This is a genomic window from Streptosporangium sp. NPDC004631 (genome assembly GCF_053601935.1).
In genome coordinates this window covers 21,808-46,250 of the sequence record NZ_JBSGCR010000038.1, presented here as the reverse complement: position 1 = coordinate 46,250, position 24,443 = coordinate 21,808, and the positions used below count along the sequence as shown (strand labels likewise).

Here is a 24,443-nt window from a genome sequence, read left to right as displayed (position 1 = left end):
GGGGCGAATCCCGCTCCTGGATTTTCCCGCACGTCCGAGAGGCTGCCGCGGAACACCCCACCCTGAGGAGAGATCGTCATGAGGGCTCTGGCGCTGGGCCCTGAGACCGTCAGGCACCGTCGAGGCGATGGAGAAGGAGGCGGAGATGAGTGATCGGAAGGCGCTGCTGCTGGACGAGGTCCGCAAGTATCACCAGGACATCCAGGCCGACGCGGGGTTCGTGCCCGGGGTCACCGAGATCTGGCCGTCCGGCGCCGTGCTCGACGCCGACGACCGGGTGGCGCTGGTCGAGGCCGCCCTGGACATGCGCATCGCCGCCGGGCGCAGCGCGCAGAGGTTCGAGTCCGCCTTCGCCCGCCGGCTGAACCATCGCAAGGCGCATCTGACCAACTCGGGGTCCTCGGCGAACCTGCTGGCGGTCTCCGCCCTGACCTCGCCCCTGCTGGAGGAGCGGCGGCTGCGGCCGGGCGACGAGGTGATCACGGTCGCGGCGGGCTTCCCGACCACGGTCAACCCGATCCTGCAGAACGGCCTGATCCCGGTCTTCGTCGACGTGGAACTGGGCACGTACAACACCACGGCGGACCGGGTCGCGCAGGCGATCGGGCCGAGAACCCGCGCGATCAACCTCGCGCACACGCTCGGCAACCCCTACGAGGCCACGGAGATCGCCCAGCTCGCGACCGAGCACGACCTCTTCCTCATCGAGGACAACTGCGACGCGGTGGGGTCCCGCTACGACGGCAGGCTCACCGGCACCTTCGGTGATCTCGCCACGGTGAGCTTCTACCCCGCGCACCACCTCGCCATGGGGGAGGGCGGGTGCGTCCTGACCTCGAACCTCGTCCTGGCCAGGATCGTGGAGTCGCTGCGCGACTGGGGCCGCGACTGCTGGTGCGCTCCGGGCGAGAGCGACACCTGCCTCAAGCGCTTCAAATATCGGCTGGGCACGCTGCCCGAGGGCTACGACCACAAGTACATCTACTCCCACGTCGGCTACAACCTGAAGGCGACCGACCTGCAGGCGGCCCTGGGCCTGACCCAGCTCGCCAAACTCGACGACTTCTGTACGGCCCGGCGGCGCAACTGGCGGCGGCTGCGCGACGGGCTGGACGGTGTGCCGTACCTGCTGCTGCCCGAGCCGGCACCGCGCAGTGACCCGAGCTGGTTCGGATTCGTGATCACCGTCGATCCGGGTGCGCCGTTCGGCCGGCGGGAGCTGGTGGAGTTCCTGGAGGGCCGGAGGATCGGCACCCGCCAGATGTTCGCCGGCAACCTGACCCGGCACCCCGCCTATGCCGGCCAGCCGTTCAGGGTGGCCGGGGAGCTGGCCAACAGCGACATCGTCACCGACCAGACCTTCTGGGTCGGGGTCTACCCCGGGCTGACCGGCGAGATGCTCGACTACGTCATCTCCTCGATCAAGGAGTTCGTCGGGAGGCGCGGCGGTGCCGGGGGGTCGGGCCGTACCCTCGGCCGCCCGGAGAGCCCGGAGAAGTCGGAGAAGTTGTGAGCCGTGCGGAGGGTTCGGGCGGTTCGGGCGGTTCGGAGAAGGAGAAACGGCGGCCGGACGTCCGGAGAAGTGGCCAGGGGAGAGAAGGCGCATGTTCGAGCAGCGGCTGGCCGGTGTGTGGGACCTGATCTACCGGGAGGGGCGAGGGAAGGACTACCGGGCCGAGGCCGATCTGGTGGCCAAGATCATCCGGGACCGCAGGCCGGACGCCGCCTCGCTGCTCGACGTGGGCTGCGGCACCGGCGAGCACCTGACCGCGCTGAGCGGGCTCTTCGACCACGTCGAGGGCGTGGACCTGTCCGAATCCATGATCTCGGTGGCCAGGGCCAAACTGCCGGGGGTGCCCCTTCACGTCGGGGACATGCGCGACTTCGACCTGCGCCGCACCTACGACGCGGTGGTCTCCCTGTACACAGTGGTCGGCTATCTCCCGTCGCTGGAGGCGCTGGGCGCGGCGGTCGGGCGGATGGTGGGGCACCTGGCGCCCGGCGGCGTGCTGATCGTCGAGCCGTGGTGGTTCGCCGAGAGGTTCATCGACGGCTACATCGCCGGTGACGTGGTGCGCGGGGAAGGGTGCACGGTGTCGCGCGTCTCGCGCACCCGGCGACGGGAGGACCGCGCCCACATGGACATCCACTACGTGGTCGCGGACCGGCACGGCGTCGAGCACTTCACCGAGACCCACGTCTTCGGCCTGTGGACGCGCGAGGAGTACGTCCGGGCGTTCGAGGAGGCGGGCTGCGCCGTGGAGTACGTCGAGGACACGCTGTACTGCGGCATGTTCGTCGGGCGGCACCGGTGAGAGGGGCTCATCCGGCGGTGGCGCTCAACGAGGTACGCGGGGCGGTGCGGGGGCCGGGTGTCCGGCGGGTGGCGTCGGCGGAGCGCCGCCGGTGAGAACCGGCCGGCACCGGACCGGCGGGCGCGCCGATCCGGTGCCGGTGGTGGGCGGTCCCGCTCGGAGGCCCCGGAACTCCTCGCGGGCCGCTCCTACCCCTCCTGCCTGCCGAGAGGCGTCAGGTCGAGGTAGTTCAGGGTGAACAGGAGGATGTCGAGGCCCCGCAGGTAGGTGGAGTAGGTGTGGAAGACCCTGCCGCCCTCGCCGCGCAGGAAGACGCTCACCCCCGGGATTTCACGACTCCCGGCGCCCCAGGGGCCGACGGCCTCCTCGTGCTCGGCCCTGGTCCTGAAGTTGATCAGAAGCGGCGCCTCCGCCTCGTCCAGGGTGACGTGGAAGTCGTAGTTGAAATCGCCGCCGAACGAGGAGTAGTACGGGACGGTCCAGCCCATCCGCCGCCGGTAGGCCTCGATCCTGTCCTGCGGCGCCCGGGAGACCAGGACCAGTGTGGTGTCCTTCTCGTGCAGGTGCGGCAGGTGGCCCAGATCGCGGATGGCGTGCCGGCAGCTCGGGCAGCCCTCGTCCCAGGCGGGATCGAACATGACGTGCTGCACGATCAGCTGTCGGCGCCCGTCGAACAGGTCCGGCAGCGTGGCCTTGCCGTCCGGGCCCTCGAACACGTACTCCTTCTCGACCTCGACCATGGGCAGTGCTCGGCGCTCGGCGTTCAGCGCGTCGCGCGCCCGGGTGAACTCCTTCTCCCTGACGAGGAACGCCCTGCGGGCGGTGAGCCACTCGTCCGGTGAAACGATCTTCGGGAGAGCTGTCCTCTCGCTGGTCATCGTGGTGTCCCCTAACTGATGATCACTCTTGCCGACGGTACTGGCCGGCCGCCGCTCAGTCCGCGGCCGGTACGGACCGCACCTCCTCGGAGTCGTGGTCGGCCCGGTGGGGAGCCGCGGGGTCGCCGTCGCCCTGGGCGGGCTGCATCCGGCCGAAGGGGGGGACATGCCGGATCATGACCGCGATGAGGACGGCGAGGGCGAGGAAGACGACGACGCTGATGCCGGAGACGACGTTCAGCCCGGTGGTGTACGCCTCGCGGGCCGCGGTCACCACGTCGGGGAACCGTCCGGCGGCGGTCACCGCGCCGTTGACGCTGTCGCGGGCGGCCTCCGCGATCTGGGCGGGGACGTCGGCGGGGATGGCGTCGCTCATCTGGTCTCGGTAGACGGCGGTGCCGATGCTTCCCACGGTGGCGATGCCCAGCGCGAGGCCGAACTCGGTGCTGGTCTGCTGGATCGCCGACGCCGATCCGGCCTTCTCCGGCGGGACGGACCCGATGACCAGGCCGATGCCGAGCCCGGCGGGCAGACCGTTGCCGCCCAGGGCGATGGCCCAGCCGGTCACCAGGACGGCCAGTCCGCCGACGCCGTCGACCTGGGTGAGCACCAGATAGCCCAGGGCCGCGATCGCCATGCCGGCCGCCATGACGTAGGCCGGGCGGACCTGCCGTGCGACGCCCGGGGCCAGCATGGCGCAGGTGGTCATCACGATGATCGACGGCACCAGCCAGAGACCCGCCTGCAAGGGGGAGAGCCCCAGGACCAGCTGCAGGAACTGGGTGACCAGCAGGGTGGTCCCCCCAAGGAAGATCCCGCCGAACAGCATCATCGCCAGAACGGAGCTGAAGGAGCGGTTGCCGAACAGGCGCAGGTCAAGCAGCGGGTCGGCCAGGCCGCGCTGCCGTATGACGAACACCACGCCCACCAGCAGACCGGCCACCAGGGCGGTGATGTAGATCGGCTGCCAGCCGTACCTGGCGATCTCCTTGAGGCCGTAGATGGTCGCCAGGATCGCGACCAGGGACAGCGCGACGCTGGTCAGGTCGAGTTTGCCCGCCTGGGGGGCGCGGAACTCGGGCAGCAGCATCGGCCCGGCCACCAGCAGCAGCAGCATGATCGGCACGCCCAGCAGGAACACCGAGCCCCACCAGAAGTTCTCCAGCAGCACCCCGCCGACCACCGGGCCGACGGCGTTGCCGCCGACGAAGCAGCTCATCCACGCGGCCATGGCCGTCGCCCGCTGCCGGGGATCCTGGAACATGGTGCTGATCAACGCCAGGGTGGAGGGCGCCAGCGTCGCCCCGGCGATCCCCATCAGTGTCCGCGCCGCGATCAGCATCTGCGGGCTGGTGGACAGGGCGGCCAGCACCGAGGCGGCGCCGAACACGGCCGCCCCGATCATCAGCAGCCTGCGGCGGCCGATCCGGTCCCCCAGGGTGCCCATCGTGACCAGGAAACCCGCGACCATGAAGCCGTAGACGTCAGTGATCCACAGCTGCTGGACGCCACTGGCCCCCAGATCCGCGCTCAGGCTCGGCAGCGCCAGGTACAGCACGCTCAGATCCAGGGCCATCAGCAGGGTGGGCAGGGCCAGTACGGTCAGCCCGATCCACTCCCGCCGTCCCGCCTTGGGTGCATCGACAGTCACGATCTCGCTCTCCTCTTCGTCCGGAGCTGTGCCCTTATCGAAGCCGTCATCGAAGTGCTCACCCACCTAAGACGGGGACCCGGCTCGAAACTCATCGCGCCCCGCTTGTTGGAGCCCCAGGTCATCCGGCGGCGGTCAGCTCGGCCCGGACCGGCGCGACGGCCCCGCGGCGGCGGGGAGCGGTCCCGGAACAGTCCTGGAGCGCGGCGGAGAACGGCGGAGCGGGGTGGGGAGCGGCAGAGCGCGGCGCGGCAACCTGGAAGATGCGCGGCCCCGGCCACGGGTGCGACGGTCGGGTGGTGGACGTCGGCGGACGGCCACCGCCGACAGGCGGCCACGGGAGAGAGGACTCGGTGATCGTATGCTGATACTCGGCGTGAATGGGAACTTCTCCGCTGAGGACGTCGATCTGGTCCCCGGCATGCCGGACTACTACTTCCACGACGCGTCGGCCTGCCTCATCAAGGACGGTGTGCTGGTCGCGGCCGTCGAGGAGGAGCGGCTCAACCGCATCAAGAAGACCACCAAGTTCCCGATCAACGCGATCAGGGCGTGCCTTGACAAGGCGCGGGTCTCGCCCTCCGACGTCGACGGCGTCGGCTACTACTTCCGCGAGGATTTCGCCGACCACGCGCTGAACCAGTGGTACATCGAGAACCCCGGGGTGGAAATCCGCTACTCCCGCCAGATCATCACCGAGAGGCTGCGGGAGGCGTTCGGCTGGGAGCTGCCCGGCGACCGTCTCGTCTACACCCCGCACCACGTCTCGCACGCCCTGTCGAGCGTGGCCAGGTCGGGCATGACGGAGGCGCTGGTGCTGGTGCTGGACGCCCGGGGGGAGGAGCACTCGGGAACGGTCTTCCGCGCCGACCACGGATGGCTGGAGACCCTGGCCACCTACTCCATCTCGAAGTCGCTGGGAACGTTCTACGAGAGCGCGATCCAGCTGATCGGATACCGGTTCGGCGACGAGTACAAGGTGATGGGGCTGGCGCCGTACGGTGACCCGGGCACCTACCGCGAGCTTTTCGACAGCCTGTACCACCTGGGGGAGAACGGGGACTACGAGCTCAACCCGGCCGCGCCGGAGATCAGCCTGGTCGGCCCGACGTTCTTCGCCGAGGGGTTCCGGCCCCGCCGCAAGGGCGAGGAGCCGACCCGCCGGCACATGGACTTCGCCGCCGGTCTCCAGGAGATGCTGGAGAGGATCGTCCTGCACGTGCTGAGCCACTGGGGAGGGTCCACCGGGCTGCCGAAGCTCTGCTTCACCGGCGGCGTCGCCCACAACAGCAGTCTCAACGGCGTGATCCTGCGGTCCGGCCTGTTCGAGGAGGTGTTCGTCCACCCCTCGTCGCACGACGCGGGCGCGGCCGAGGGCGCGGCGATCTCCGCCGCCTACCGGCTCGGCGCGGCCCCCTACAACCTGCCGCGGCTGCGCAGCGCGAGCCTGGGGCCGTCATTGGGCGAGGCGGCCCAGATCAAGGAGACGCTGGAGTCGTGGCGGGCTCTGATCGACTTCGAGTACGCCGCGGACGTCGTGGAGAGCGCGGCCGGGCTTCTCGCGGCCGGTGCCGTACTGGGCTGGGCGCAGGGCGAGTCGGAGTTCGGTCCCCGGGCGCTGGGAAACCGCAGCATCGTCGCGGACGCACGCCCGAGCGAGAACCGGCAGAAGATCAACGCGATGGTCAAGAAGCGGGAGGGCTTCCGGCCGTTCGCCCCGGTGGTCACGCCCGAGGCGGCCCACGACTACTTCGACCTGCCCAAGACCTCAGCCGACTACGACTTCATGTCCTTCGTGGTGGACGTGCGCGAGGACCGCAGGGACGAGCTGGGCGCGGTGACGCACATCGACGGAACGGCGCGCCTGCAGATCGTCGACCCGGCGACGAACGAGAGGTTCCACCGGCTGATCGAGCGGTTCGGCGAACTCACCGGGACCCCGGTGCTGCTGAACACGTCGTTCAACAACAACGCCGAGCCGATCGTGCAGACCATCGAGGACGTCCTGACGTGTTTCCTGACGACCGGTCTCGACGCCCTGGTGATCGAGGACTTCCTGATCCGCCGCCGTTCGGAACGTCCCCTGGCGTTCGACGACTTCGTCCTCCGGTTCCGGCCGGTGACCAGGCTGGCCAGGTCGTTCCGGCTGACGGCCGACGGGGAGCGTGAGGTCGTCCGGGAGATCTACCTGGACTACTCGACCGGCCCGCGGGCTGAGATCTCGCCCGAGGTCCACGCCCTGCTGGAGGCCGTCGACGGATCGTCCACGGTCTCCTCACTGGCGAGTCGTGCCGGTGTGATCCTGAACGACGACGTCAGGACGGAGATCCACGCCCTCTGGCAGACGAGGTTCTTCGCACTCGGCCCGAACCCGGCCTAGAACGGCGTCCGCCCTCCGCCGGGAACGCGCGGAGCGGCCCGTCGCGAGAGCCGGAACACCCGCAGTGACCCGGACCGCGGGACACCCGTTTCCCCAGCGAGAGGACAGAACCGTGACCGATCCGCAGGACGTGTTCTCCGACCTGGCCGCGGAGGGCGACGAGGTCGACGGCCTGGTGGCCGGCCTCGCCCCCTCCCAGTGGGAGCTGCCCACCCCCGCGCCCGGATGGACGATCGCGCATCAGATCGCCCACCTGGCCGCGACCTTCCGGATGGCCGCGCTGTCGGCGTCCGATCAGGAGGCGTTCAACGCGCTGCTCGCCCGGCTCGGCGACGACTTCGAGGCGAACGTCCACGGCGCGCTCGCGCCGTTCCTGGCCGACCCGCCGGAGGTACTGACGGCCCGCTGGCGGGCCGAGCGCGAGGCCGCGATCAAGGCGCTCGCCGCCGTGCCCCCCGGCCGGACGGTGCCCTGGCTGGTCAGACCGCTGCCGCCCGCCGTTCTCGCGGCGGCCGGGCTGATGGAGCTGTTCGGACACGGCCAGGACATCGCCGACACGCTCGGAGTACGGCGGGAGCCGACCGACCGGATCCGGCACCTGGCAGGGTTCGTGGTGCTGACCAAGGACTTCGGCTACCTGGCCCGGAACCTGACCCCGCCGCAGGTGGGGTTCCGTTTCGAGCTCACCGCCCCCTCGGGGGAGCTGTGGGAGTTCGGCCTGGCCGACGCGCCCCAGAAGATCACCGGTCCCGCGTTCGACCTCTGCCTGCTCGCCACCAGGCGCCGGCACCGCGACGATCTCGCGCTCACCGCCTCGGGGGCCGAGGCCGATCGATGGCTGGACATCGCCCAGGCATATCGGGGGCCGGCCGGGCCGGGCCGTACCCCCGGAGAGTTCGCGCACCTGACCCGCTGACCTCCTCCCCGGCGGGAACGCCGGGGAGCCCGCCCGTCCCCGGCTCAGCCGGGCGGGTGGGCGAAGGCGCCCGCCGTCCGCTGTTCCCCCCACGCCGTCGGCCGGCGCCTCGAATTCCGCAGGACGCGGAGGACCCGGTCGGGCCGCATGAGCGACATCGGGGAGTCGATGAGGCCGAGCGCCCGGATGAGCGCGGTGGTGAGGCTGGGGTCGTGCACCGCGGCGGCCTGGAGCCGTGCCATGTAGGCGTTTATCAGCCGGACCTTCGGCGTGCGACGCCCCACGACCTCGGGGTAGCTGAGGTCCGACGTGGCGGAGATCTCCCACGGCGCGTCGAGGGCGGCGGCGACCTCGTGGAAGAACCGGCGTGGCTGCGGCTGAGCCTCCTCCCGCAACCGCCGGCGCAATGTGGCCGCGCCGATGGCGGCGGCGGTCATCCCCTGGCCGTAGACCGGGTTGAAACTACACACCGCGTCGCCTATCGCGAGGAGACCGGTGGGGAAACGGGTCAGCCGTTCGTAGCGACGCCGGACGCTCACCGGGAAGCGGAACGTCACCGGGTCGTCGAGCGGTTCGGCGTCGCGGACCGCCTCGAAGATATCCGGGACCGGCAGGGACCTGACGTAGGCGAGGAAGCCGCCGGGGTCGGCCGGCGGATGGTCTCCGAGGATGCCGGTGAGGGAGAGCTCGGCCCGCGTCCGGTCGCCGGGCAGCGGATAGAAGAAGGCGCCACGCGGATACGCGGGCGTCGCGACCGGGATGATGCCCAGGTCGGTGCCGAAGGGGTTGTGCGACAGCCGGTAGTGGCGGGTCGTGTAGGCCAGGCCGATCTTGACCTTCTCCTCCCCGGGGCGGGAGTAGCCGAGCTCCTCCAGCCACGCGGGGGTCCGCGAGCCCCGGCCGGTGGCGTCGACCACCAGGTCGGCCTCCATGATCTCCTCGACCTCCTCGGCGCCGTTCCCGGCCTGCCGCCGTACCCGCACCCCGGTGATCCGGTCCCGGCCGGCGGCCGCCTCCAGGCCGAGCACGTCGCACCGCTCGGCGAACGTCACGTTGGGGATGGCTTGCACCCGCATTCGCACGTGGTGCTCCAGGACCGGGCGGGTGGCCGGAACGCAGACGAGTCCGGTGTGGGACGGGCGCAGCCGCCGGCCGTTGAAGTACCAGCGGATGTCGCCGCCGAGATCCCCGGTTTTCACCCCGGCCTCGACCAGATCCGCGGTGAGCCCCGGAAGCTCCTCCTCCAGGATCCGCTGGCCGAGGGCCAGCAGCCCATGGGCGTGGCGCCCGTGCGGGACGCCGCGCCGAGGGCTGGTCACCCCGGTCAGTTCGTCACGGTCGATCACCGTCACGTCCGTGTACGACTCGGCCAGCACCCGGGCGGCGAGCAGCCCCGCCATGCTTCCACCGAGCACCACCGCGTAGTCTCTCCGTTGCCTTTCCATCGCCACGGTTCCCCCTGGGAGTGCGAGTCCTAGACGTACATGGTGTTGGGGCCCAGTCCGCAGAGGACCCTGCCGTACAGCTCGAAGTTGGTGTCCGGGTGCATCAGGGCGTGCAGGTTCAGGGTCTGCACGTCGCGCTCTATCCGCTGGATCGGCGCGCCGGTGTAGATCGACGTTCCGCCGCTCGCCGTCTTGAGGATCCCGGTGGCCTCCTTCGCGAGGTGGAACACCCGGCCCAGGGCGGCGCGGGCGCCCACCCGCTCCTCAAGCGTCCACGGCTCGCCGTTCGCGCCCTTGGTGTCCATCAGGTGCGCCAGGCGGTGGGCGTGGAACTCCGCCTCGTCGATCTTGAAAGTCGCCTCGGCCACCTGGAGGTGGGTGAGCGGCGCCTCGCGCTGACTGGCGTAGTCGGTGTAGGTGATCTTCCGGTCGGGGAGTCGTTCGAGGAAGGTGCTCCTGGCGGCCTTCGCCAGGCCGACGGCCGTCCCGATGAAGGAGGTGCAGCCGGTCGCCATCATCGGCAGCCGGTAGACGGACGTGTCGGCGTTCAGCTTCGAGGCGTACTGCTCCTGAAGCACCGCGACCATCGGGATGACGCGCTCGTTCGGGACGAACACATCCTTGGCGACGGTGGTGACGCTGCCGGTGCCCTTGAGGCCCGCCGTGTACCAGTCGTCGACGATTTCGAGGTCCCGCATCGGGACCAACGCCATGATCGGCCACTGTCCGCCGTCCGGCGCGGGTCCCATCGCGATGATCACCTGCCAGTGGCTGTGCAGCGCGCCGCTCATGAAGCGCCACCGGCCGTTCACCACGAAGCCGTCGTTCCCCGGTACGGCCAGCGCGGTGGGACTCAGGACTCCGCAGACTCGGACATCGGGGGTCGAGAACACCTCGTCCTGGACCTCGTCCGGGAACAGGCAGGCCAGCCAGCCGCTCATCGACCAGACCGAGGCGTTCCACGACGCCGAACCGTCCCCCTGGCCGAGCTGGGTGAGCACGTCGACAAGGGTCCGCCCGTCAACCTCGTATCCGCCGTAGCGGGCCGGGATCCTCATCCTGAAGATGCCGGCGTCGGTCATCGCCTCGATGGACTCCTCGTGCAGACGCCTGTTCTCCTCCGACCAGACCGCGTGCGACCGGAGAGTGGGGACCAGCTCCGACGCCCGGCGGACGAGTTCCGTCTGCGGTGGAATGTGCGTTCTCGTCACTGTGCACTCCTTGAGGAATTGCGGCGGGGGAATACGTCGCGCGCATCGTGCACCGCCACTGCCGGTGAATGCCCGGCGTCGTGACGGCCGGGGCGCCGACAGAGTCGGCGAACCCGCGACCCCACCCATGACCCTCGCATCCCACGCGTTTCGGGGCATCTTCTGAGTTGCTGTGTTGACAGCCTGTACGGAGAGTGAAGTCCGCAATATCGAATAAATGGATGGGCGATCCCTTACATACGATTCTGTCGATCGTTAATCCACCCCGGCGCCCGGCGGACACCAGGCCGGCTGTGCCTTTCTGTGTGTTCCGAATTCCGGAGGGGCGATGTCTGGCTTACGGTTTCCCGTTTCCCCGCGTCGACGAACAGCCGTGGTTCTCGCCACGCTGTCCGTCCTGGCCACCGGCATCGTCGCGAGCGCGCCCCTTGAGGCGGCGGCCGACGGCGGTGTCGTCAAGGTCGGCTCCGAGGTGGTGGGATCCGACGGCAAGACCTACTCCGCGACCAATCACCTCACCGAGCAGGCGTTCGCGCCCACCCCCGGGAACCGTCCCCGGAAATGGCTGCTGACCTGGGCGGGCGACGCGGAACCCGGAACCGGGGGATCTCCCGACCCCGACTTCCTGGCCGTCGTCGACGCCACGCCCGGCACCCCCGGCTACGGCAGGGTCGTCAACACCCTCACCCTCGACTCGGCGTTCGGCAACGAGCCCCACCACATGCAGTACATGTGGCACAAGGGCGACAGGGTCTACGCCGGAGGGCTGCTGAGCGACACCACCTACGTCTTCGACATCGCCCGGCTGCCCCAGGTCCGCCTGGCCGGAGTCACCCTGCCCGCCGACACCCCCTGCGGCTCGGCCCCCGACGCCTACACGGTCCTGAAGGACGGAACCGCCTACGCCACGTACATGGGCGGCCCCGACGTCACCGGGCCGTGCCGCTACACCGACGGCCAGGTCCGCAACGGCAACGGCTACGCGGGCTCCCCCGGCGAGGTCGTCCGCCTCGACCGGAGCGGCAAGGTCCTCGCCGAGGCGCCCGCGGCCACCAGCGCCTCCGAGGACCCCGAACTGTGCGTCAACATCCCCGTGCTGCCCGAGGCCACCTGCGCCAACCCGCACGGCATCGCCGTACGCGAGGACCTCAACCGGCTGATCACCAGTGACTTCGCCGAAGTCCGCAACATGGTCACCCCGCCGGCGCCGCCGCCCGCGAACGTCGGGCGGAAGACCGTCAGGATCTTCGACATCGCCGACCGGGGCAGGCCCCGGCTGCTGTCGGTGTCGCGCCTGCCCGACGGGCCCCGCCAGGAGACCAACCCCATCGCCGAGGAACCCCACATGGTGATGGAGACCGCCGTCACCAACCAGCCGCACCACCGGGGGGCGTTCGCCTCGACGATGAGCGGCGGCGCCGTCTTCTACACCCCCGACATCACCGACCCGAACCCGAAGTGGCGCGAGGTCTTCGACGACAGCACCGCGTTCAAGGCGCTCTTCCCCACCGACACCCCTCAGGCGGGCACCGACGGCGGTAGCTGGCTGATGCCCAGCCCCGACGACCGATACCTGTTCCACGTCGTGCTGAGCGGCGGGCTCTCCTCGCCCGCGGCCAACAAGGAGGCCGGGATGGTGTACGTCCTGGACATCCAGCCCCTGCTCGCCGCGGGCAGGGGCACCCGGTGCAGCATCGACGACATGCGGGAGGTCTTCGCCGGTGGCCGCGAACGCGACTGCCCCCGGCTGGTGAGCGCCCTGCCGATCAAGGACCTGACCTCCGGTGGCCCGCACTGGGCCGCGATGGACACCTTCGGCCTCGACCGCCAGGGCTACCGAGAGACCCAGCAGGTCAGCAGGCTCGCCGTCTCCAACTACTTCGTCTCGTCCACCTACGTCGACGGCGACCACCGGGTCTGCCTGGTCAACGTCGGCCCGCACGGCGAGCTGTCGCTGGACCAGACCTTCCGGGACGAGAACCAGGGCACCCCCTGTGTCGGCTTCGACCGCACCCGGTGGCCGCACGGCGACCACGGCGGCGCACGACCACACGGTGTGCTGTTCGCGGTCGCCGACGCCGACATCCGCTGACCGCCCACCCGGAGCGCCCATGTACGGTTCCCACGGTCGGCGGCGTCGGGCGGTCGCCGCCGTCGCGGTCCTCGCCTGTCTCCAGATCCTCGCGCTCTCGCTGCCCGCCTGGGCGGACACCCTCGCGGGGCCGCACGGCCCGCACGGGCCGGTCTCGCCGCCCGAGGGCGCGGGCGCCGTCATCCGGGGCCTGGTCCTGGTCACCACGTCGATCGCCGCCGGTGTCGCGATGCTGCCGCCGGTGGCGGGGCCGCCCGGCCGCCACGGGCGGACCCTCGCCCACGCCGCGGCGGTCACGGCCGCCGCGGGCCAGTTCATGGTGGTCGTGGCCGGTGGGGCGTGGCTGGTGACGATGGCACTGGCGACGGCGACCCTGGCGCTGCCGACGATGCTGTCCCGCCCCCGGTCGGCGGCGGCCACCGCCGTGCTGATCACCATCGTCCTGGCGGCGTACGGTCGGTTCTCCGCCGCGCAGGACGGCACCGCGGGCGTATCCGGCGCGGTGCGCGGCGGCGCCGCGCCGGATACGGGGTTCCAGGCTGCTGTCACGCCCGGTGCCACCGTCCACGGCGCCGGCCTCGGGCTCGCGGTGGTCCACGGGCTCGCCGCCACGGTCTGGGTCGGCGCCGCGGTGTATCTGGCGACCGCCGCCCCCGCCGACCGCCGCGCACTGGCCCGGCGGCTGACACCGCCGGTTCTGGTGTCGGCAGCCGCCCTGGCCGTGAGCGGCGCCCTGTGGGCGTTCCTCGACGGGGTACGGCTGGACCGGGGCGTCTGGTCGGCGTTCGGCGCCCTGCTGATCGTCAAGACGGTCGCCGCCGCCGGGTGCGTGGTGGCGCTGTCGGTGTTCCTCAGGGGCGCCGGACGCCGGAGGGGGGCGGCGAGGTCACCGGCCGTCCTCCTGGCCGGCGCGGTCGCGGCCGGGACCGCGCTCACTGCGGTCCCGCGGCCCGCCCCGCCGCCGGTGCCCGGGGTGCCCCTGCTGGGCGACGTGACGGTCGCGGGCCACCGGCTACCGGTCCTCGTCGCGCCCGCGCGGCCCGGCTGGAACCTGGTGCACATCGGTGCGGACCAGGCGTCCGCCGGGACCGACCCGGCACGGCTCACCCCGGCGACCGCCCAGCCGGGCACCCGGTACACCTGGGCTCGGATCTGGCTGCCCGCCGGCCGTAGCCCGCTCTGGATCGGGCTCCGGGGAGCCGTCGCCGAACTGCCGGTCGACACCGGCGACGACGGCGCGGGCGGTCCCGACCTGCGCGGCCCGGACGGACCCGAGTGCGCCCATGTCGCCCTGGGCCGCGCGGTCGCCGGAGTGGGCGCACCGCTGCGATCCTGCCCCGCCGACCGGCTCACCGCGGCGGACGCCGCCGATCTGCGGGCGATGGTCCGCTTCGTGGCGGCGAGAGGGGTCCGTGTCATCGGCCTGGCCGGCGACCCCTCGCCGCGAGGGACGCGGGCCGCCGCCGAGGTCCGGGCGGAGGCCGGGCGGCAGCGGCTCACCGTCGTGGCGCCCGGTGCCGCCCGCGCCCCTCTGATCGTCGTCTCCGGCTGGGCGGACGCCGACCGGGTGGTCCGCGACGTCGGCACCGGCCGCGTGGCCGCGCTGGGCACCTATCTCGCGCCCTGGCTGCTCAGCGCGCCGCTACTCGGCCCGTCCGCCGGGCAGTTGGTTCCGCTGCGGTTCCACCCCGGTGACCCGCGGGGGCTGTCGTACGCCGCGGCCCTGAACCTCCGGTTCCCCGGCGAGCCCGCCACCGCCGCCGGATACCGCGGCTGGTCGGGGGAGCCCGGCAGCCAGGCGCCGCCACGGTTGTACGCGGCGTCCACGCTCTCCGTACCGGGCCACGCTCAGCCCGGAGGGGCCTCGGGCGGACACGACGGACACGGTGGGGGGCGCTGGCTGCCCGGTGGCACGATCACCCCGATCACCGGCCCCCTTGCCCCTGGCCCCCTTGATCCCGTTTCCCGGTACCCGCCGTCGTGATCCTCGTCAGCCGGCGGTCTCCAGCAGCCGCGCGAGATACCGGCCTCTCTCGGACGAGGGCCCGGCGCGACGGATCAGCTCTTCGAGCCCGCGCGCGTCGATGTACCCCATCCGGTACGCCACCTCCTCCAGGCAGGCGATCTGCACCCCCTGTCGTTTCTCCAGCATCTGCACGAAGAGACCGGCTTCGAGCAGGCTGTCGGGTGTTCCGGTGTCCAGCCACGCCGTGCCGCGGCCCAGATAGACCAGGTGTGCCCGGCCTTCGGCGAGGAAGCGCCGGTTGAGGTCGGTGATCTCCAATTCGCCCCTGGCCGAGGGGGTGAGTTCGGCGGCGTAGCGCAGTGCCTCGTTGTCGTAGAAGTAGAGACCGGTGATGGCGAGGTTGCTGTGCGGGCGGGTCGGCTTCTCCTCAAGCCCGATCAGCCGTTTGGCGCTGTCGAGGACGGCCACGCCGTATCTCTCCGGGTCGGCGACCGGGTAGCCGAAGACCGTGCAGCCGTCCAGTTTCGCGATCTCCTCCCGCAGGATCATCGGGAGCTCGTGACCGTAGAAGATGTTGTCGCCGAGGATGAGGCACACCTGCGCGCCGCCGACGAACTCCCGGCCGATGATCAGAGCGTCGGCCAGACCGCGCGGAGTGGGCTGCGGGGCGTAGTGGAGACGGATCCCGAGGCCGGAGCCGTCGCCGAGCAGATTCCGGAAACCGGGCAGCTGGTCGGGGGCGCTGATCAGCAGGATGTCACGGATGCCCGCCAGCATCAGGACGGAGAGCGGATAGTAGACCAGCGGCTTGTTGTAGACGGGCAACAGCTGCTTGGAAGTGGTCGTGGTGAGCGGCATGAGGCGTGTACCCGAGCCTCCGGCCAGGATTATGCCCTTCATCGGCTCTGTCCAAATCATTGTCGGCGGACACGTGAGGGAAGATCGTCATCTCGTGGTGCGGCACCGTCTCGGCATGGTGGGGTCCCTTTCCGTCACATCGAGGCGGAAGGGGGGAAGGGCGGCCCGGCGGCGATCGAGGTGGCCGGGCCGTACGGGGGGGGCACGGCCGTCAGCGGCCGACCGGCCGGGACCGGGAGCCCCGGTGCCGGGCCGTCAGCCTCTCCAGCGTCGGGACGATGTCGTTCGGGGTCGGCATCCCCCTCACCTCCGTACCAAGTCGGGCGGCGTTCTCCCCGAACGACGGTTCCTCCAGCACCCGGACGAGGTTGTCGCGCAGCCTGTCGGCGGTCAGCCGGTCGGAGTCGCACACGTATATGCCCGCGCCGCGCTCCTGAAGCCCGTTCGCCATCGCCACGGGGCCGTACCACTTCTCACTCCACCAGGTGCTGGGCACGATGAGCTGCGGAACCCCGTGCTCGACCGCGCCGGCGAACGTTCCGGCACCGCCGTGGTGGATGATCGCCGAACAGGACGGCAGCAGCACGTTCAGCGGGATGAAGCTCGTCGTACGCACGTTGTCCGGCAGGCTTGGCAGCGGATCGACCTGCTGGGCGCCGAAGGTGGCGATCACCTCGATGTCGAGGCCGTCCACCGCCTCGATGAGCGTGCCGACCGGGGCCTCGACCCGACCGGCGTCGCGGTGCGAGTTGCCGAGGGTGATGCAGACCCGCCGGCGGGCGGGCTTCTCGTACAGCCATCGCGGAGCCATGGCGGGGCCGTTGAACGGCAGATGCCGCATCGGGAGGTAGTGAATGCCCGCGGGGTGGTACGTCCACCAGGGCATGGGGTCGATGGTCCACTGGCCGACCGCCATGTCCTCGCCGAAGTCGCAGCCGAACCGCTCCAGCTTCGGCTCCAGCCAGTTGTACAGCGGGCCGCCGGAGCCCCTCAGCTTCTCCGGTATCGCCGACCACAGCTGCCCCACCCCGTCGGTGGCCAGCAGCAGCCGGGCGTGCGCCGCGCCGCCGGCACGTGCCACCACCGGGCCGGCGTAGGTCAGCATGTCCCAGATCACCAGATCCGGCTCCCACGCGCGGGCGAAGTCCACCAGGTCGTCGAAGAAGGGGTCCGGGCACATGACCGGGAAAAGGTTCGTGACCAGCGACTCGAACTCGGCACCCGGGTCGTCCCTGGCGTAGTCGCTCTGCCGCGGATTACGCCGACGCCGGTGCTCGGGGGTGTCGCCGGCCGGCTGTTTCGAGGCATCCCCGGCCGCCGCTCGCACGTCCGGCTCCCGCCCCGGACCGCGCTCCAGATCCTTCTCCGGCTCCTTCTCGTTCATCCGTGAGGTCAGCCGGACCTCCTCCGGTTCCCCCAGTTCCACGCCGGTGAGGCCGGTGGGGGTGATGACGTCGGCCAGGCCGGACTGGCCGACCACGCACACCTCGTGCCCCGCTGTCTGGAGCGCCCATGCCAGCGGGGCCGCTATGTGCAGGTGTGACTTGTCGGCGACGGTGAGAAAGAGGACGCGCATCGGGATCCTTCCATCTGCTGACGAGCGGTCAGGAACGGTCGCGTACCGGTGGGGGCGGGGTCGCGTCCGGGGCCGGGAGCGCGGCCGGGTGACACCGGCCGCCCTGAGCGATCGCGCGGCCTGTCACCGCAGCGTCCGGGAGAACGCCCGCACATCGCCGACCAGCAGTCCGGGCTGCTCCATGGCGGCGAAGTGACCGCCGCGATCGAACTCGGTCCAGCGGGTGATCGTGGGGACGGCCCGCTCGGCGAAGGCCCGGATGGGGCGGGTGGCGTCCGCCGGGAAGACCGCCACCCCGACCGGCACGGTGAGCGGCCACGGCCCACCCCACGTTCTCGCGAAGTCGAGGCTGAGGCGGGCGGACTCGTAGTACAGCTGGGCGCTCGATCCCGCGGTCGCGGTGAGCCAGTAGATCATGACGTTGGTCAGCAGCCTGTCGCGGTTCACCGCGTCCTCCGGCGCCTTTCCCGAATCCGTCCACTCCCTGAACTTCTCCACGATCCAGGCGAGTTGCCCGACCGGCGAGTCGGTCAGCGCGTAGGACAGGGTCTGCGGGCGGGTGGACTGGATCCGCTGCCAGCCCAGCCCGTCCTGTGCGAACTCTCCCGCGTGCTCCAGCCGTGCCCGATCGTCGTCGTCCAGGTCCGCCGGGCCGGTGAAGTCCTCGGGGGGAAACGTCACCAGCATGTTGACGTGCACACCGGCGACGTGCTCGGGGTCCGCGAGCCCGAGCCGCAGGGAGATCGGCGAGCCCCAGTCTCCGCCCTGCGCGACGTACCGGCCGTAGCCGAGGCGGCGCATGAGCGTCGCCCACGCGCGCGCGACCCGGGGGACGTCCCAGCCGGTCCGGCCGGTGGGGCCGGAGAGTCCGTACCCGGGAATCGATGGGATGACCAGGTGAAACGCGTCGGCGGGGTCGCCGCCGTGAGCGCCGGGGTCGGTCAGCGGCCCGATCACGTCGAGGAACTCGGCGACCGAGCCGGGCCAGCCGTGCGTCAGGATCAGGGGCAGGGCCGTCGGCTCCGGCGACCGGACGTGCAGGAAATGCACGTTCACCCCGTCGATCTCGGTGACGAACTGGGGGAACCGGTTCAGCTGCTCCTCGGCGGCCCGCCAGTCGTAGGTCGTCCGCCAATAGTCGGTGAGCTCCCTGAGATACCCCAGGGGCACGCCCCGCTCCCAGCCGACGTCCGGCATCTCACTCGGCCAGCGGGTCGCGGCAAGCCTCCGGTGCAGATCGTCGAGATCGGCCTGCGGGATTTCGATCCGGAAGGGACGCATGCGGGCACCTCTCAGGTTCGCTCACCGGCCGTGCGGCCACGGTTTCCGGGGCGTGCGGGCGCGGTGGTGACGTCAGCTGTTCCTCATTTCCGCACCGTCTCATCCGGCCGTCCGGCGACGCATCTCCCGCCTTGCCCTACCGGAGGCGGGGCCGATGTGGTCTCCCCTCGCCGTGCGGGCGGCTCACCGGGCGGCCGGCGGCCCGGTCTGTCGCACGGTGAACGATGAGTTTCACACCCGGCGTCCGTCATACGTGTCAGCCGGGCTGTGGTCCCAGGTCACGATCCACGGGGGGACGGAGAGGCGATTGGTGAACATGAACGACGATCCCGGTCGGCTCCCCTTTCTCGGCAAACAGCCGCCGAGCGCGTTCGAGCTCCGGCGGATCGTCCTGGCGCCCGGCTTTTCGGCCGACTACGACGAGTCCGAATGGCGGGACGCGATCGTCGTCGTGGAGCAGGGGGAGTTCGAAGCCGAGGGCCTGGACGGCAGGCGCCGGCGCTTCGGGCGGGGAGACGTGCTCTGGCTGGCCGACCTGCCACTCCGCGCCCTGCGCAACCCGGGGCGGGCGGCCGCCGTGCTGGTCGCCGTGTCCCGGCGTCACCGTGATCCGGACGCGGGGCTCCCCGGGGCGCCGCCTCCCCGTCTCGCCGGAGAACATCAGGGCCTTCGCTGATCCCGGTGGGATTCGGAGTGGCGAGGTGTGCCGGGCACCACGCCGGATGTGGAATCGCCTCGCGTGACCACTCCCGTCCGTTCCCGGGCGGCACACCTCGACCGCGCCCTCACCGCACGCCGCCCCGTGAGCCCGGGGCTCACGGGGCGGCGTTCGGAAAAGGCCGGTGTGCCGGGGTCAGCGGGTGGGGTCGAAGTCCCGCAGGGCGGCGGGCTGCTTTCCGGTGGTGATCTGCTCGGCGAGCATCCGCCCGGTGACCGGGCCGTGGGTGAGCCCCCACATGCCGTGCCCGCCGGCGACGAACCGGCCCGGGGCGTTGGTGGCTCCGATCAGCGGCCGGCCGTCGGGGGTGACGGGGCGGGGGCCGACCCAGGTGTCGGTGCGCTCCTCCCACGAGACGCCGGTGAGCAGCGACCGGGCGGACTTGATGATCGCGTCGACGCGCCTCGGGAACAGCGGGGCGTCGGCGTCGCGGAACTCCATCGTTCCGGCCACCCGCAGCTTGCCCTGGTACGGCGTGCAGGCCACCCGTACGGCGGGCAGGTAGATCGGCCCGGACACGGGTTCGTCGGTCGGTACGGTGAACGAGTAACCACGCCCGGCGCGCACGGGGACGCGGACGCCCCAGGACTCGCCGAGGCCGTTCAGCCAGGCGCCGGTGGCCAGGACGACGGCGTCGGCCGTGATGGAGTCTCCGGTGCTCGACCGGACGGTGAGGCTGGTGGAGTCGTCGTCCACCGCCGTCACCGGGAAGCCGGACCTGACCGTGCCGCCCCGGGCGATGACCGACTGGGCCAGCGAGTGGGTGAACCGTCCGGGGTCGACGTAGCGCTGCCCGTCCAGCCGGATCCCGGCCGTCGCGCTGGGGGAGAGCTGCGGCGCCTGCTTGCGGAGGTCGTCGTCCTCGAAGGCGGTGTAGTCGATGTGCAGCCCGGACCGGTTGATCCGCTGGAGCTCGTGCAGGAGGGCCACGGCCTGCCGGGGGGTCTTGAACGCGGCCATGATCGGGGCCTCGACCGTGGGTGCCTCGACGCCGTTGGACGTCAGCACGTCGAACGCCTCCAGGCACTCCTCGTTGAACGGGAGGTTGGCCTGTACGGCCCGGCCCCAGGACTTCCAGGTGCAGTTCACCGCGAACCGGGTGAGGAAGGACCAGAGCTTCAGGTCGGGGGTGGCGGGCACGTGCAGCGGGGCGCTCGGGTCGAGGAGGGAGCGCAGGCCGTAACGGAGGATCCCGGGCTCGTTCAGCGGGATGGCCAGTCCCGGGGAGAGCCAGCCCGCGTTGCCCCACGACGCGCCCGAGGCCACGCCGTCCCGATCGACGACGGTGACGTCCACACCGCGCTCCTGCAGGAACCACGCGGTGGACAGCCCCACCACACCGGCGCCGATCACCACCGCCGTGCGCGGTCCACCGTCGATACCCATGACCACTTCTCCGCTCCGAAATCGCCGCCTGTGGCGGGCATCGCCCGCGTGATACGAGCATCACCGGTAAGGGCGGCGAACGGTTTGTCCGCTTTGGACAAGCGACAGAGGGGGCTCTGTCCGGCCTCGACAGATGGCCCGACCGAATAGCCTGATAAATGCCGCCGAACGGCCTCGATAGACGGCCCGGACAGACCGTATCGACAGAGGGGCGCGGGTGAGGGGGCGGGGGTCAGGGCTGTCTGTCCTGGCCCGCGGCCAGTGCGATGATCATCGCCAGCCGTTTCTCCGGCAGTTCGAGCCGCAGGTCCGTGATCTCGGCCATCTTCCTGAGCCGGTAGCGGATGGTGTTCGGATGGACGCCAAGGCGGTCGGCGGCGACGGGCAGATCCCCCTGGGCCTCCAGCCAGGCGCGCAGCGTCGCGATGTGGTGGGTGCCGTGCTCGGCGTCGTGCCGGCTCAGCTCGGCGACCGGCCCCCGGGTGGGGGCGCGTCCCGCCGAGGCGGCGGCCCGGAGACGTTGCAGCAGGATCTCGTCCCACGACTCGTCGTAGACGACCGCCAGGGGACCGCCGGACCGTCCCGCCCGCAGGGCGAGGCTCTCGTCGGCCTCCTGTCTGCTCGCCGGGAGCTGGACGGGGTCCGCGGCCCCGCCGACACCGGCGAACACGGTGACCCGCCGGGGCAGGACGTTCACGATCGCGGCGAGCCAGTCGCGGGCCGGCGTGGCGTCGTTGTCGCAGGGCAGCAGCGTGTAGAGGGTGTTGCCGAACAGTGTGCTCCGTCCCGGCCGTGACCAGCCGAAGCCCGTGGTGGCGCGTTCGAAGGCCAGCAGGACCGCGGCGTGCCTCTCCGCGGCGATGTGCGCCTGGAGCGCGATCACCCGGAACCGTCCCCGGGGCAGGCCGAGCCTGCTGATCACCGACGGCGCGTCGGCCGTACCCTCCAGCAGCCGGATGACGAGGTCGGACTCCACCTGACGTTCCAGATCCGCGCTGACCCGGGAGCGGAGCAGGTGCAGCGCCACCGCCCGTGCCCCGTCGCCCAGGACGATCCGCCGCGTGTCGGACAGCGGGCGTTCGCACTCGACCCAGATCGAGCCCAGCAGCTCGCGCCCGGCGCGCACGGCGACCACCATGCGGCCCCTGAGTCCGTGCTCGGGCGACGGGTCGACGAACAGCGGCTCGTCGGAGGTCGCCAGGTGCGCGAAGACGCCCTTGCGCTGGAGCAGCCGGCGCATGGCGTCCGGCACCCGCCTGCCCAGGATCGTCTCCAGCCGGACCGGGTCGGAGGTCTGCTGCGAGCCCGAGTAGGCCAGGACGCGCGACATCTGGTCCTCGATCGTCACCGCGGAGCCGATCTCGGACGCGAGCATGTCCGCGAAGGCGAACAGATCGGTCGGCCCCCGCCCGGCCTCGGTCTCACGCCCTTCGAGCACCAGGCCGTACACCACGCCGAAGAGCTGGCTCCAGGACACCTCCGGTTCCACCAGCAGTACGGCGATCCCGCCGTCGCGGGCGTCCGCCAGGGCGTTCTCCTCCAGCGGCGGACTCCCGCGCACCAGCACCGTGGCGGCCCGTGCCGACCGGGCCAGGCGTACGGCGTCGGCCGCCGAGTCCACGCCGACCGCGAGGAACACGTCACCGGTCGCCGGACGGGGGTCGGTCGGATCGTGCACCACCACGCTGCGCAGCCCCACCTCCCGCGACGCCGGAGCGGAGCAGAGCCGGGCCCCGTACCCGCCGAGGACGTTCACCAGCCGGTCCAGTCTCAGCATCCCCTGCCCCCGTCCGCCGTCACGGCAATCCCGGCACCGGGAACCCCGCCGCGCCGGCGCTCCGCCACGGACGGCCGCGCGCCGCCGAGGAGCCGTTCGCGACGGCCGTGAGCATGCCCCGGTGTCGGGGGCGTCCGGGCGCGGGTGAGAAGCCGCCGGTGACGCCTGCCCGGATTGATCCGTTCCACACCCTTGATTCTCCCCCGCTCCTCCGGCTTACCGTGAGGGCATGCGCCTGACCGTTTTCACCGACATCTCGCTCCGGATCGTGATGAGGCTCGCCGTGGCGGACGACGGCGAGCTGCTGACGACGCGCTCGGTGGCCGAGGCGCTCGCGGTGCCGTACACGCACGCGGCGAAGGCGGTGGCGCGGCTGAGCGAGCTGGGGCTGGTGGAGGCCAGGCGGGGGCGCGGGGGCGGGCTGCGGCTCACCGGGGCGGGGCACCGCGCGTCGGTCGGCGGGATCGTCCGCGAGCTTGAGGGCATGGGCGACGTGGTGGGCTGCGAGGACGCCCCGCCGTGTCCGCTGCGGGCCGCCTGCCGGCTCCGGGCGGTGCTGGCCGAGGCGCGGGAGGCGTTCTGCGCCTCGCTCGACCCGGTCACGGTCGACTCCCTGGTGGTGTCGCCCACCGGTCCGGCACTTGTCTCACTCCTGTTGCGTTAAATGACTTTCGGCCCTAAAGGAGGCGACTTTGGGCCCTCCGGGAAGATCGCCACGGGGACTTTAATATGCATGTGAGATGCAAATTATCCTCACACCTCTCCTTCCGCCCCGTCTCTGGAGGTCACATGCTGTCCGCGGAATCCGCCGGGATCATCCGCGCCACGCTGCCTGTCATCGGCGCGTCGCTCGACACCATCACCGAGAGGTTCTACTCCACGATGTTCGCCGAGCGCCCGGAACTGCTCGACGGCATGTTCAACCGGGGTAACCAGGCCAGTGGTGAACAGCGCAGGGCCCTCGCCGGTTCCATCGCCTCGTTCGCCGTCGCCCTGCTGGAGCGGCCCGACGAGCGCCCCGACCGGCTGCTCGCCCGCATCGCCCACAAGCACACCGCCGTCGGCGTCACCGACGACCAGTACGTCATCGTGCACAAGTATCTCTTCGGGGCGATCGCCGAGGTGCTCGGCGACGCGGCCACCCCGCAGGTCACCGCGGCCTGGGACGAGGTGTACTGGCTGATGGCCGGCGCGCTGATCGCCCTGGAGGCCCGCATCTACGCCGAGGCCGGCGCCGAGAGCGGGCGCACCTGGCGGCGGTGGCGGGTCGTCGAGCGCCGTGAGGAGACGCCCGACGTGGTCTCCTTCCTGCTGAGCCCGACCGGCGCCGACCCGGTCCCGCCCGCCAAACCGGGCCAGTACGTCAGCGTCCGGGTGCGGATGCCCGACGGCGTGCACCAGCTCCGCCAGTACACGCTGTCCGGTACGGGCTGGGACGGGCTGCGCAAGATCACCGTCAAGCGGGTGCGCGGCGGGGACACGCCCGACGGCGAGGTGTCCACCCTGCTGCACGACACCGTACGGGCGGGGGACGAGCTGACCCTGTCGGCGCCCTTCGGCGACGTCGCCCTCTCCGACGGTGACGCGCCGCTCGTGCTCGTCTCCGCGGGCATCGGCTGCACCCCGATCGCCGCGATCCTGGAGCATCTGGCCGCCACCGGCTCCACCCGCCGCGTACTGCTGCTGCACGCCGACCGCTCCCCGGCCGACCACCCGCTCCGCCGGGACATGGAGCGGCTCGTCGACGCGCTGCCCGAGGCCGGACGGGTCTTCTGGTACGAGGACGGAGCCCGGGGGGACGCCCTGCCCGGACGCATGGCGCTGGCCGACGTCGAGCTTCCCCGGGGAGCGGTCGTCTACCTCTGCGGCCCGCTGCCCTTCATGCGCGAGGCGCGTGCCCAGCTGGTCGGAGCGGGCGTGGCGGCCCGCGACATCCACTACGAGGTCTTCGGCCCCGACCTCTGGCTGGGCGCCGACGCCTGACCCGGAGACG

The 24,443-nt window shown here is 71.5% G+C and carries 18 protein-coding genes; 9 read left to right on the top strand and 9 right to left on the bottom strand.

From position 1 onward, the window contains the following. Positions 1 to 145: 145 nt before the first annotated feature. Both rfbH and ACWEF2_RS28165 read left to right on the top strand, forming a co-directional pair. Complete coding sequence (gene rfbH, locus ACWEF2_RS28170) at positions 146 to 1,513, top strand: lipopolysaccharide biosynthesis protein RfbH (protein ID WP_453819351.1); 1,368 nt, start codon at positions 146 to 148, stop codon at positions 1,511 to 1,513. Positions 1,514 to 1,604: 91 nt separating this feature from the next. Further along, positions 1,605 to 2,315 carry a class I SAM-dependent DNA methyltransferase gene (locus tag ACWEF2_RS28165; protein WP_453819350.1) on the top strand — a complete coding sequence of 237 codons (711 nt, stop codon included), beginning with the start codon at positions 1,605 to 1,607 and terminating at the stop codon, positions 2,313 to 2,315. A gap of 188 nt (positions 2,316 to 2,503) precedes the next feature. Here ACWEF2_RS28165 and ACWEF2_RS28160 read toward each other — a convergent pair whose 3' ends face one another. Together ACWEF2_RS28160 and ACWEF2_RS28155 are read right to left on the bottom strand one after the other, a co-directional pair. Continuing rightward, complete coding sequence (locus ACWEF2_RS28160) at positions 2,504 to 3,193, bottom strand: DUF899 domain-containing protein (protein WP_453819349.1); 690 nt, start codon at positions 3,191 to 3,193, stop codon at positions 2,504 to 2,506. Positions 3,194 to 3,248: 55 nt separating this feature from the next. Further along, complete coding sequence (locus ACWEF2_RS28155; protein ID WP_453819360.1) at positions 3,249 to 4,769, bottom strand: MFS transporter; 1,521 nt, start codon at positions 4,767 to 4,769, stop codon at positions 3,249 to 3,251. Between the two features lie 436 nt (positions 4,770 to 5,205). On the opposite strand from ACWEF2_RS28155, the gene ACWEF2_RS28150 reads away from it, so the two are divergent. Together ACWEF2_RS28150 and ACWEF2_RS28145 are read left to right on the top strand one after the other, a co-directional pair. Further along, complete coding sequence (locus ACWEF2_RS28150; RefSeq protein ID WP_453819348.1) at positions 5,206 to 7,224, top strand: carbamoyltransferase family protein; 2,019 nt, start codon at positions 5,206 to 5,208, stop codon at positions 7,222 to 7,224. A 112-nt stretch (positions 7,225 to 7,336) separates the two neighbouring features. Further along, positions 7,337 to 8,140 (top strand): TIGR03084 family metal-binding protein, encoded by an 804-nt coding sequence (locus ACWEF2_RS28145; RefSeq protein ID WP_453819347.1) that lies wholly within the window; start codon positions 7,337 to 7,339, stop codon positions 8,138 to 8,140. Positions 8,141 to 8,184: 44 nt separating this feature from the next. On the opposite strand, the gene ACWEF2_RS28140 is transcribed toward ACWEF2_RS28145, so the two are convergent. Together ACWEF2_RS28140 and ACWEF2_RS28135 are read right to left on the bottom strand one after the other, a co-directional pair. Further along, the gene (locus ACWEF2_RS28140) at positions 8,185 to 9,585 is read right to left on the bottom strand and encodes an FAD-dependent oxidoreductase (RefSeq protein ID WP_453819346.1); all 1,401 of its coding nucleotides are present in this window, start codon (positions 9,583 to 9,585) and stop codon (positions 8,185 to 8,187) included. 29 nt (positions 9,586 to 9,614) lie between these two features. Then, a complete protein-coding gene (locus ACWEF2_RS28135; protein ID WP_453819345.1) occupies positions 9,615 to 10,796 on the bottom strand; it encodes an acyl-CoA dehydrogenase family protein in 1,182 nt (393 codons plus the stop codon). 373 nt (positions 10,797 to 11,169) lie between these two features. Between ACWEF2_RS28135 and ACWEF2_RS28130 the strand changes: the two genes are divergently transcribed. Further along, the gene (locus ACWEF2_RS28130; RefSeq protein WP_453819344.1) at positions 11,170 to 12,888 is read left to right on the top strand and encodes a hypothetical protein; all 1,719 of its coding nucleotides are present in this window, start codon (positions 11,170 to 11,172) and stop codon (positions 12,886 to 12,888) included. 19 nt (positions 12,889 to 12,907) lie between these two features. After that, complete coding sequence (locus ACWEF2_RS28125; protein WP_453819343.1) at positions 12,908 to 14,872, top strand: hypothetical protein; 1,965 nt, start codon at positions 12,908 to 12,910, stop codon at positions 14,870 to 14,872. A 6-nt stretch (positions 14,873 to 14,878) separates the two neighbouring features. Here ACWEF2_RS28125 and rfbA read toward each other — a convergent pair whose 3' ends face one another. From rfbA to ACWEF2_RS28110, 3 genes are all read right to left on the bottom strand, one after another. After that, positions 14,879 to 15,754: a glucose-1-phosphate thymidylyltransferase RfbA gene (gene rfbA / locus ACWEF2_RS28120; protein ID WP_453819342.1), complete on the bottom strand. Its 876-nt coding sequence runs from the start codon at positions 15,752 to 15,754 to the stop codon at positions 14,879 to 14,881. Between the two features lie 169 nt (positions 15,755 to 15,923). Then, positions 15,924 to 17,288, bottom strand: a complete 1,365-nt coding sequence (locus ACWEF2_RS28115) for an activator-dependent family glycosyltransferase (protein ID WP_453819341.1) — start codon at positions 17,286 to 17,288, stop codon at positions 15,924 to 15,926. Positions 17,289 to 17,411: 123 nt separating this feature from the next. Further along, entirely contained in the window at positions 17,412 to 18,569 is a 1,158-nt protein-coding gene (locus ACWEF2_RS28110) for an epoxide hydrolase family protein (protein ID WP_453819340.1), read from the bottom strand. A 307-nt stretch (positions 18,570 to 18,876) separates the two neighbouring features. Here ACWEF2_RS28110 and ACWEF2_RS28105 point away from each other — a divergent pair, with 307 nt between their 5' ends. Next, positions 18,877 to 19,245 carry a hypothetical protein gene (locus tag ACWEF2_RS28105; protein WP_453819339.1) on the top strand — a complete coding sequence of 123 codons (369 nt, stop codon included), beginning with the start codon at positions 18,877 to 18,879 and terminating at the stop codon, positions 19,243 to 19,245. 177 nt (positions 19,246 to 19,422) lie between these two features. Here ACWEF2_RS28105 and ACWEF2_RS28100 read toward each other — a convergent pair whose 3' ends face one another. After that, positions 19,423 to 20,673: an NAD(P)/FAD-dependent oxidoreductase gene (locus tag ACWEF2_RS28100; RefSeq protein WP_453819338.1), complete on the bottom strand. Its 1,251-nt coding sequence runs from the start codon at positions 20,671 to 20,673 to the stop codon at positions 19,423 to 19,425. A gap of 232 nt (positions 20,674 to 20,905) precedes the next feature. Further along, on the bottom strand, positions 20,906 to 22,450 hold the full coding sequence (locus tag ACWEF2_RS28095) for a PucR family transcriptional regulator (RefSeq protein ID WP_453819337.1): 1,545 nt from the start codon (positions 22,448 to 22,450) through the stop codon (positions 20,906 to 20,908). Positions 22,451 to 22,679: 229 nt separating this feature from the next. Between ACWEF2_RS28095 and ACWEF2_RS28090 the strand changes: the two genes are divergently transcribed. Both ACWEF2_RS28090 and ACWEF2_RS28085 read left to right on the top strand, forming a co-directional pair. Then, positions 22,680 to 23,114, top strand: coding sequence for an RrF2 family transcriptional regulator (locus ACWEF2_RS28090; RefSeq protein WP_453819336.1), 435 nt, complete (start codon positions 22,680 to 22,682; stop codon positions 23,112 to 23,114). 125 nt (positions 23,115 to 23,239) lie between these two features. Then, entirely contained in the window at positions 23,240 to 24,433 is a 1,194-nt protein-coding gene (locus tag ACWEF2_RS28085; RefSeq protein WP_453819335.1) for a globin domain-containing protein, read from the top strand. Positions 24,434 to 24,443 lie beyond the last annotated feature (10 nt).